The 8,721-nt window shown below is 70.7% G+C and carries 6 protein-coding genes; 3 read left to right on the top strand and 3 right to left on the bottom strand.

What is annotated here, in order from left to right:
- Positions 1 to 619 precede the first annotated feature (619 nt).
- Together G6R24_RS15265 and G6R24_RS15260 are read left to right on the top strand one after the other, a co-directional pair.
- Positions 620 to 1,840 (top strand): acyl-CoA dehydrogenase family protein, encoded by a 1,221-nt coding sequence (locus G6R24_RS15265; RefSeq protein WP_163549918.1) that lies wholly within the window; start codon positions 620 to 622, stop codon positions 1,838 to 1,840.
- Positions 1,841 to 2,444: 604 nt separating this feature from the next.
- Entirely contained in the window at positions 2,445 to 2,930 is a 486-nt protein-coding gene (locus G6R24_RS15260; protein ID WP_244957351.1) for an arsenate reductase/protein-tyrosine-phosphatase family protein, read from the top strand.
- A gap of 27 nt (positions 2,931 to 2,957) precedes the next feature.
- Here the strand turns inward: G6R24_RS15260 and G6R24_RS15255 are convergent, their stop codons facing one another.
- From G6R24_RS15255 to G6R24_RS15245, 3 genes are read right to left on the bottom strand one after another with little or no spacing between them, the layout of a single operon-like run.
- Positions 2,958 to 3,347: an FxLYD domain-containing protein gene (locus tag G6R24_RS15255; protein WP_175084893.1), complete on the bottom strand. Its 390-nt coding sequence runs from the start codon at positions 3,345 to 3,347 to the stop codon at positions 2,958 to 2,960.
- A 57-nt stretch (positions 3,348 to 3,404) separates the two neighbouring features.
- Positions 3,405 to 5,555, bottom strand: a complete 2,151-nt coding sequence (locus G6R24_RS15250) for a putative bifunctional diguanylate cyclase/phosphodiesterase (protein ID WP_163549915.1) — start codon at positions 5,553 to 5,555, stop codon at positions 3,405 to 3,407.
- Positions 5,556 to 5,566: 11 nt separating this feature from the next.
- A complete protein-coding gene (locus G6R24_RS15245) occupies positions 5,567 to 6,385 on the bottom strand; it encodes an SAM-dependent methyltransferase (protein ID WP_163549914.1) in 819 nt (272 codons plus the stop codon).
- A gap of 950 nt (positions 6,386 to 7,335) precedes the next feature.
- Between G6R24_RS15245 and G6R24_RS15240 the strand changes: the two genes are divergently transcribed.
- On the top strand, positions 7,336 to 8,721 hold a 1,386-nt coding region (locus tag G6R24_RS15240), incomplete at its 3' end, for an NAD(P)/FAD-dependent oxidoreductase (protein WP_163549913.1).

The following is an 8,721-nucleotide window of genomic DNA, read 5'->3' as shown; positions in this document are numbered from 1 at the left end:
AGACAACTTCGCTCACAATCCCGGTGAATTGATTACGAATACTAAGGACCATGAATAAATCCTACCCGGTGGATGTATCGATGGAGTTGCCGCGACGATGACTCACCTTGGCGATGCGATCGATACCGGAGCGCGACCGCCGACGCCGCCGACGCCGCCACCCCTCATCCGACCACGCCACATACGGGGGGTGGCCCCCTACCCCGTTCGGGCATGAATCCGCCGGCACGGGCGCCACACGCGACCTTGTTCCGCATCTGCGTCGAAATTGCTACCATCGGCCCGTAGTTGCGGCGCAAGAGGCCCGCAATGTGTCCGTGATCCGCGGGTGGGTCCAGGCAACGAGAAGGGATGAAGGTGATGTCGCCGCAGCTCAGCGTCGTTACTGTTGTTCCGGAGCGGCGCGGCGCCCCGGAAACCAGGGCACGCGGCGGCCACCAGGTGCTGGCACCTTCGGGCGGCCGGACTTCTGTTCGTAGCCGGGCGTCAACAGAGTTGGTAATTTTTGAGCCGACCCGAAAAACGCCGGAAACCGACCGGCCAACCGGCGGCCGGCACCTTTGTTCTGACCCTTTCCCGCAGAGCCGATACGAGCCGACAAGCAGAGTAGGTGGCTGACGTGTTCTGGAGCGGTTCCGCGCACTCGCACGAGGAGACGAAACAGTGGCTCGCCCGTGTCGACGCCGTCACTCCGGTGCTGACCCAGGAGCGTGAACGGACCGAACGAGAACGGGTGACATCCCCGGCCGTCCTCGACGCGCTGCGGGAACAGGGCATCCACCGCATGTGGGTGTCCCCGTCGTTCGGCGGCGGTGGCGTCAGCGTCCGCACCGGATCCGCCGTGTTGCAGGCACTCGCCCGCGTGGACGCGTCGGTGGCCTGGCAGATGGGCGTGCAGGGCGTCATCTCCCGGATGTCGGACTACCTGCCCGAGCAGGTCTCCAGGCTGTTGTTCGCCGAATCCGACGGCCTCGTGGTCGGCGGCATCAACCCGACCGGACAGGCCGAGGCGGTACCCGGCGGATACCGGCTTCGGGGCCGCTGGTCGTTCGCCAGCGGATCGACCCACGCCGACTGGCTGGTCTGCGCCAGCACCCTCACCAACGCCGCGGACGCTACCAACCCCGCCGCCGGTACCGAGATCGCCGCTGGTACCGAGATCGCAGCCCGGCCGCCGGCCACGCGCATGCTCTTCGTGCCCGCCGACGCGGTGCGATTCGACGACGACTGGCGGTCGATGGGGCTACGCGGCACCGGCAGCGTGAGTTTCACCGCTGACGATCTGTTCGTCCCCGCCGAGTTCTGCGTCGACGGGAGCCTGCTCCGCCGTCCGCCGCAGGATCGGCCCTCGCGGGGCTATCCCATCGCCTACTACGACTTCGGGCCGTTCACCACCGCGTCCACCGCCCTGGGAATCGCGCAGGACGCGCGGAGCGCCTTTCCCGGCATCGCCGTCGGCGCCGTTCCCGCCCGTGGGACGCAGACCCTCGCCGCCAGCCACACCGTGCAGGCCGGGCTCGCCCGGGCCGCCGGCCTGGTGCGCGCCGCGGAGCTCATGCTCGAGGACGCGGCCAACCACGCCGAACTGCGCTGTCTGCTCGGCGGCGAGGACCTGTCCGCGCTGATCAGACTGGCCGCGGCCTCCGTGGGTGAGCACACTGTCCGGGCCGTCGACAGCCTGCACAGCCTGGCCGGCACCCGGTCACTGGCCGAGGGCAGCCGGTTGGATCGCTGTTTCCGGGACGTCCACAGCGCCGTCGCGCACATCACACTGGCGCCGACGAACTTCGAGATGGTGGGTGCCTACCTGCTCGGCGACGCGCTGATGATGCGACGATGACCGGGGCTCGCGGCGGACAGGCACGGCGGCGGACGCTGCCCAGCCGGCGTCGCCCCCGTCCCCGCCACCCACGCACACCCGATCGACCGCCGTCCCGGCCCGGCCTCTCCCCGCGCCGGCCCGCGCGCGGTCCCGCCTCCATCCGCACGACGGCACCGGCCGAGCGACGGCGCCGGCCAGGCCAGGCCAGGCCACAGATCGAGCAGTAGTACTGACCGCTCCGATACAACCGCGACGATCAACCCGACACAGCGTGATTCGGGCCAATAATCAGCGGATGGCCTTCACATCTCCCGGTAGGATGAGCACAATGCCCGCATTCGACGTGAAGACCGCCATCACCCTCCATCCGGCCAATCCGGTGGATGATTACTACAGATACTCTTTTGTCACCCTTTCGACAGTTTCAGACAGAACCGCGCCCCTGCGGGCGCGGAGGCCGACATGACGCACGCCTATCCCGCCACGGCGCCGGCTGAGACCGAGGCTCCCGAGGTGCTGTTCGTCTGCACGCGGGGCGGGGGCAGCACTGCTCAGTCAGCACAGCCACGGTCGCATCCAGGCCCATTCGGCGGGCACCTGCCCCGCGCCGTGGACGCCACCCGTGGTCGTCACGGTCATGGCCGAACTCGGCATCGACCTGTCCGCGCACCAGCCGATCCCACTCACCGACGACGCGCTGCGATCCGCCTCGGTGATCATCACGATGGGGTGTGGTGACGCGGTCCCGCAGTATCCGCACGCCCGGTACCTGGCCTGGGAGATCGACGATCCGGCCGGGTGCTCCCTGGACGAGGTCCGCTCCATCCGCGACGAGATCGACACCCGGGTCCGGGCCCTGCTCTACAGCCTCGGCATCGCCGCCCGGGTCGGCCTGCTCCGCGGTGGCGCCATCCCCGGCAGCCCCGACCCCGACCGCCCGGGCGGTCCTGGTCTGGTCGCGGGCCCACGGATCGATCGTCCGCGAGCCGGCGACGCTCGGCTACGGAGGCTGGCCACAGCGGCTACCCGTCCCGCCGCCGCGGGCCCGCCACCACCAGCTCGCCCTTGTCCGGGCACCCCAGATCGGCGCCCCGTGCCACACGGCTGAGCCGGACCGCCCGTAGCCACCAGCCGGCTACTCGGCGGCGATCCGTCCGACATGGGCGACGGTGCATCGCAGCGCGGTTCCGCTCGGGACGTCCACGCCGACCGGGCGAGAGGTGAACGTCTTGATCTCGCCCGGCGCGACCCGCGGCACGGAGGCCAAACCACTTTCGATCTTGCTGTCGTTCGCCCGGACGTCGATCTGGATGACGTAGTTCGACCGCTTGGACGAGCTGTTACGCACCGTCCCCTGCACCACCGCCCGGTGGTTGTCCGGGTCACGCGTGCACGTGGTGACCCGGACGTCGTTGGCCACCCCGGACCCGCCCGACGAGCAGCCGACCAGCAGGCCGACGCTCATTGCGGCGAGTCCCAGCGTCACCCCGACCACGGACGGGCGGCTGGCGCGCGAGGATCGCATTCCGCGAGCCTATGAGGTGACGCCGAACCAGGTCCGGCAGTGACAGATTCCGCACTGTCAGCTCCCTGACTGCGCCGGCGCCAACAGCGCCTCGGACGACAGCCAGGCCCGCAGTTTCTCGGGCGGCAGCGGACGGGCGAACAGGTAGCCCTGCGCGGCGTCACAACGGGCTCGACGCAGCCGCTCGACCTGGTCCTCGGTCTCGACTCCCTCGGCGGTGACGGTGAGCCCGAGCGCGTGCCCCAACGCGACCAGCGCGTGCAGGGTGGTCGCGGTGCCCGGGTCGGCGGCCGCGTCCCCGTCCCGGATCACCAGCGGGCCGGCGAGCTTGAGGGTGTGCAACGGCAACCGGTGCAGCCGGGCGAGGTGGGCGTAGCCCGTGCCGAAGTCGTCGAGCGCCAGGCGAACCCCCCGCTCGGCCAGATCGCCCAGCACCCGGGTCACATCACCGGTCGGGCCCAGCAGCATCGCCTCGGAGAACTCCAGGTGCAGCAGATCCGCCGGCAGCCCGGTGGCCACGAGAATCCGGTCCACCTCGTCCACCAGATCCGGCGCGCGGACCTGCCCCACACTGAGATTGACACTGACATACCGGGCATACCCAGGGTGGTCGATCCGCCAGCGGGCCGCCTCGGCGCAGGCCAGTTCGAGCACCCGGCGGCCAAGCGCGGCGATCTGGCCGTTGTTCTCGGCCGACCCGAGGAACATCTCCGGTGGCAGCAGTCCGAAGCGGGGATGGCGCCAGCGCACCAGCGCCTCCGCGCCGACCATCGACCTCGTCCGCCCAGGCCCCAACGCGACGATCGGCTGGTAGTGGACGACGAACTCGTCGTCGCGCACGGCGCTGGCCAGCATCGGTGCCAGCACATGCCGGTTGGCCTGGCCGCTGTCGTGGTCGGCGTCGAACGCGACCCAACGGCCGCGGCCGGCGTCCTTGGCCCGGTAGAGCGACCGATCGGCGGCCTGCATCAGATCCTCGAAGTCGCCCTCGAGCACCTCGCTCTCGGCCAGCCCCAGACTCGCCCCCACCGTCAGCACATGGCTGCCGACCAGGATCGGTTCGGCGAGCACGGCCAGCACCCGGGCGGCCACCGCGGTCACGTCCTCGATCCCGGTGGTGTCGGCGAGCAGCAGGACGAACTCGTCCCCGCCCATCCGGACCAGCATCTGCCCGTCCGTCAGCGTGGCTCGCAGGCGAGCGGACACGGCCACCAGCAGCCGGTCGCCGACCTCGTGCCCGAGGTCGTCGTTGACCGCCTTGAACCGGTCGAGGTCCACGAAGCACAGTCCGATCCGGCGGGGCTGGCCCCGGGCGATCAGCTCGTCGCCCCGTTCCCCGAGCGCGATGCGGTTCGGCAGTCCGGTCAGGGCGTCGTGCCGGGCCTGGTAGCGCAGCGACTCCTGGAACTGGTGACGGTCCGTCACGTCGGTGACGAGGGTCAGCTGCACCTCGCACCGACCGCCGCTGAACTGGCACGACGTCGACAGCTCGGCGCGCACGACCCCGCCGCCCGGGCCACCCAGGCGCGTCTCACTGCGCAGCCGGGTCTCGCCGTGTGGCCGGCTCTCGGGGCCGCGGCGCTGGTCGGCGAGGGCCGCGGCGAGGCGGGCCGTGTCGTCCGGGTGGGCGAAGTCGGGTAGCGACCGCCCGATCACCCGGGCCCGCGAGACCCCGACCATCCGCGCGAACGCGTCGTTGCTGTCCTGGATGCGACCGGACTCGTCGGCCACGACGATGCCGACCGTCGGCGCGGAGAAGATCAGCTGAACCCGCTCGGTGGTGGCCCGTCGGGCGGCCCGGTGGATCAGGTCCTGGTCGGCGAGGATGCGCTCGCGCAGCGCGTGGGTGTAGCCGCGGGCGAACGCGCCCTGCAGGGCGGCGATCCGATCGGTGAGCTCGGGACCGGGCGCGGACTCCAGCGCGGTGCGCAGGTGGGTGCCGCAGACCTCGATGGTCGCGGCGAGCACGTCACTGGCACCGTAGGTGTGCTCGAGCAGGGCGGCGGCGATGTCGGCCGCGTCCCGTGCGACGAACGGCTCGCGCAGCACGATGTCGACGAGCCGTTCGGACAGCCCGTGCAGCCACCGCTCGACGTCGACGCGCGGTGCGTCCGGGAAGCTCGCCCCGGCGATCGCGCGCGCCCAGGCCCGGGCGAAGCCGTCGACCCCCTGGGCGCGCACCGCCGTCGCCGGCTGTGTCCGGTCCATCCGGCGGCTCGTCAGCGGCGACCGACCGCGGCGAGTGCCACGGACCGCCTCGGGTCGTCCACCAGTGGATCCAGGGCGGCCGACCCCGGATCAGGACGCCAGCTCGGCAGGTGCACCAGACCGGGTTCGACCAGGGTGTAGCCCTCGAGCAGCCCGGCGATCCGCTCCCGGGTGCGCGGGTTGATACCGGTGGACGTCCGGTCGTAGACCCCGTGGACGTTGCGGGACTCGTCATCCCAGTCGTCGGCGACCAGATGCGACACGGCCACCGCGCTGCCCGCCGCGGTCGCGTCCCGGAAGGCCGCGACGATGGCGGCGGGATCGTCGTCGTCGCGGATGAAGTGCAGCACGGTGACCATCAGGACGGCGACCGGGCGACTCAGATCGAGCAGGGTGGCGACCTGTTCGGAGCCGAGCACCGACGCCGGGTCGCGCACGTCGGCGCGCAGTATCGCCGCGCCGGGGTTGTCGGCGAGCAGCATCTCGGCGTGGGCGACCGCCACCGGGTCGATGTCGACGTAGACGACCCGCGCCCGCGGGTCGAGATGCTGGGCGATCTCGTGCACGTTGCCGACGGTCGGCACGCCCGAGCCGAGGTCGAGGAACTGGTTGATGCCGAACTCGGTCTGGATGTGGCGCACCGCCCGGTGCAGGAACAGCCGGTTCGAGCGGGCCACCAGCGGCGCGTCGGGGAAGGTCCGCACGACCGCCGCGTAGGCCTCCCGGTCGGCGGCGAAGTTGTGCGAGCCGCCCAGGGCGTAGTCGTACATGCGCGCGGCGCTCGGCCGGTCGACGTCCACGCCCGATGCCCATCCGGGTACGTCAGCCATCGTCACTCTCCCCGTTCGCAGCAACCCATCCGTTCGCGGCAACCAGACCGCTCGCGGCAGTCCACCTGTTCGCGGCAACTCACCTGTTCGACCAGCCCAGCGTGGCCACGGACGGTAAAGGAATTGTCCATGCTCGCCACATTCATCACCACCCGGGTCCGCCAGATCGCGCTGGACGACCGAAGCCGGGCCAGCGAGTCACACGCAGCGTCACCACCACCCGCCGGCCCCCGGCCGGCCCAGGCCGTCGTGGCCACGCCCACCCACGCCCGTCCACAGGGAATCACCGCAGGCGACAGCCCACCGCCGAGGACAACCCAGGCCAGGCGGAGGCAGGAAAAGGACCAACACGCATCGTCACCCGACGGAATCCTTCGTATACCTCTCGCTCTCACGTGAAGGTGCACGCGTCGAGGGCGCGGGTGGACGGACCCGGCGGAAGGGCGCGCCGGACATCCACCGAACAAAGCACTGTCGGAATACACCGATGCGGAGAACCGCGCCCATGCACCCCCGTTCACCCGGTGCACCGGTGCACCGGGTGGCCCAGACAGGCTCACGACAGGCCAGGCCAACCCTGACGCCGCAGGCCAGCGGGCCCGCCGGGCCCCGCCCGGCCCGGGCGGGGAAGGGGCGGTATGGTGGTCGCCGGACACGGCACGGCTCATTTCCTGGCTTTGCCCCACGAGCGGGCCACCGTCCACAGAACAACCGCCCACAGCGCGCCGTCCGGGCTAGGTCTAATCGCCCGCCGGATCGGATGTGTTCCACACCACACAATGTGAGTCCAGGCGAGTCCCACCGTCACGGAGTGAGGTGACGATGAACACGATGCCAGGGCGCGCATAGGGCGGAAAATAGGCAGGGGAGACCCGTGTGCTCGTGGGGATACGGTCTCCGCGGCGCCAACGGGCACCGCTGGGAGTCAAGAGGTTGAGCGGAGAAGGATCGTGAATACGGACAGCGCCCACACTGGGCACGCCGGCGAACCGGAACGGCTCGAGGGGCGCCGGAGCTCCCCGCACCGCGTGGTGATCATCGGCTCTGGCTTCGGCGGATTGTTCACCGCACAGGCTCTCCGCAAGGCGCCCGTCGAGATCACTCTGGTTGCCAAGACCACCCATCACCTGTTCCAGCCCCTGCTCTACCAGGTGGCGACAGGCATCCTGTCGGAAGGCGAGATCGCCCCGACCACCCGTGAGATCCTCAGCAAGCAGGACAACGCCCAGGTCGTGCTCGGCGAGGTCACCGAGATCGACGTGAAGGCACGCACCGTCACGTCGCAGCTGCTCGGCCGTACCACCGTGCAGCCCTACGACAGCCTCGTCGTGGCCGCCGGTGCCGGGCAGTCGTACTTCGGCAACGACCAGTTCGCCACCCATGCCCCGGGCATGAAGAGCATCGACGACGCCCTCGAGCTGCGCGGTCGCATCTTCGGCATGTTCGAGCTCGCCGAGGCCTCCACCGACCCGTCCGACGTCGAGCGCCTGCTCACGTTCGTCGTGGTCGGCGCGGGCCCCACCGGCGTCGAGATGGCCGGGCAGATCGCCGAGCTGTCGCGCCGCACGCTGCGCCGCGACTTCCGCAGCATCGATCCGACCCGGGCCCGGGTCATCCTGCTCGACGCCGCCCCCGCCGTTCTGCCGCCCTTCGGCGAGCGCCTCGGCGAGAAGGCACAGGACAAGCTGGAGAAGATCGGCGTCGAGGTGCAGCTCGGCGCGAAGGTCGTCAACGTCGACGCGACCGGCATCGAGGTCGAGGACGCCGACGGCACCCGCCGCCGCATCGAGTCGGTCTGCAAGGTCTGGGCCGCCGGTGTCGCCGCGAGCCCGCTGGGCAAGCAGCTCGCCGAGCAGACCGGCGCCGGCATCGACCGGGCCGGCCGTGTCGAGGTGCTGCCCGACCTCACCCTGCCCGGTCACCCCGAGGTCTTCGTCATCGGCGACATGATGAGCCTCGACCGGCTTCCCGGCGTCGCGCAGGTCGCCATCCAGGGCGGCCGGCACGCCGCCAAGGAGATCCAGGGCTGGGTCGCCGGCAAGCGCACCGGCAACCCGTTCAAGTACCACGACAAGGGCAGCATGGCCACCATCTCGCGGTTCAGCGCGGTGGCCAAGATCGGCGGCGTCCAGTTCAGCGGTTTCCTCGCCTGGCTGGTCTGGTTGGCCGTGCACCTCGTCTACATCATCGGTTTCAAGCACCGCCTGACCACCCTGCTGCACTGGACGGTCAGCTTCATCGGCCGCGGCCGGTCGGAGCGCACCTGCACGGAGCAGCAGATCTTCGCCCGGGCCGCCCTGCAACGCCTCGGAGACAACTTCGCCCCGTCGCTGCCC

The sequence above is a fragment of the Candidatus Frankia nodulisporulans genome (genome assembly GCF_902806475.1).
Lineage (GTDB): Bacteria > Actinomycetota > Actinomycetes > Frankiales > Frankiaceae > Frankia > Frankia umida.
This window is presented reverse-complemented; position numbering and strand designations above follow the sequence as displayed.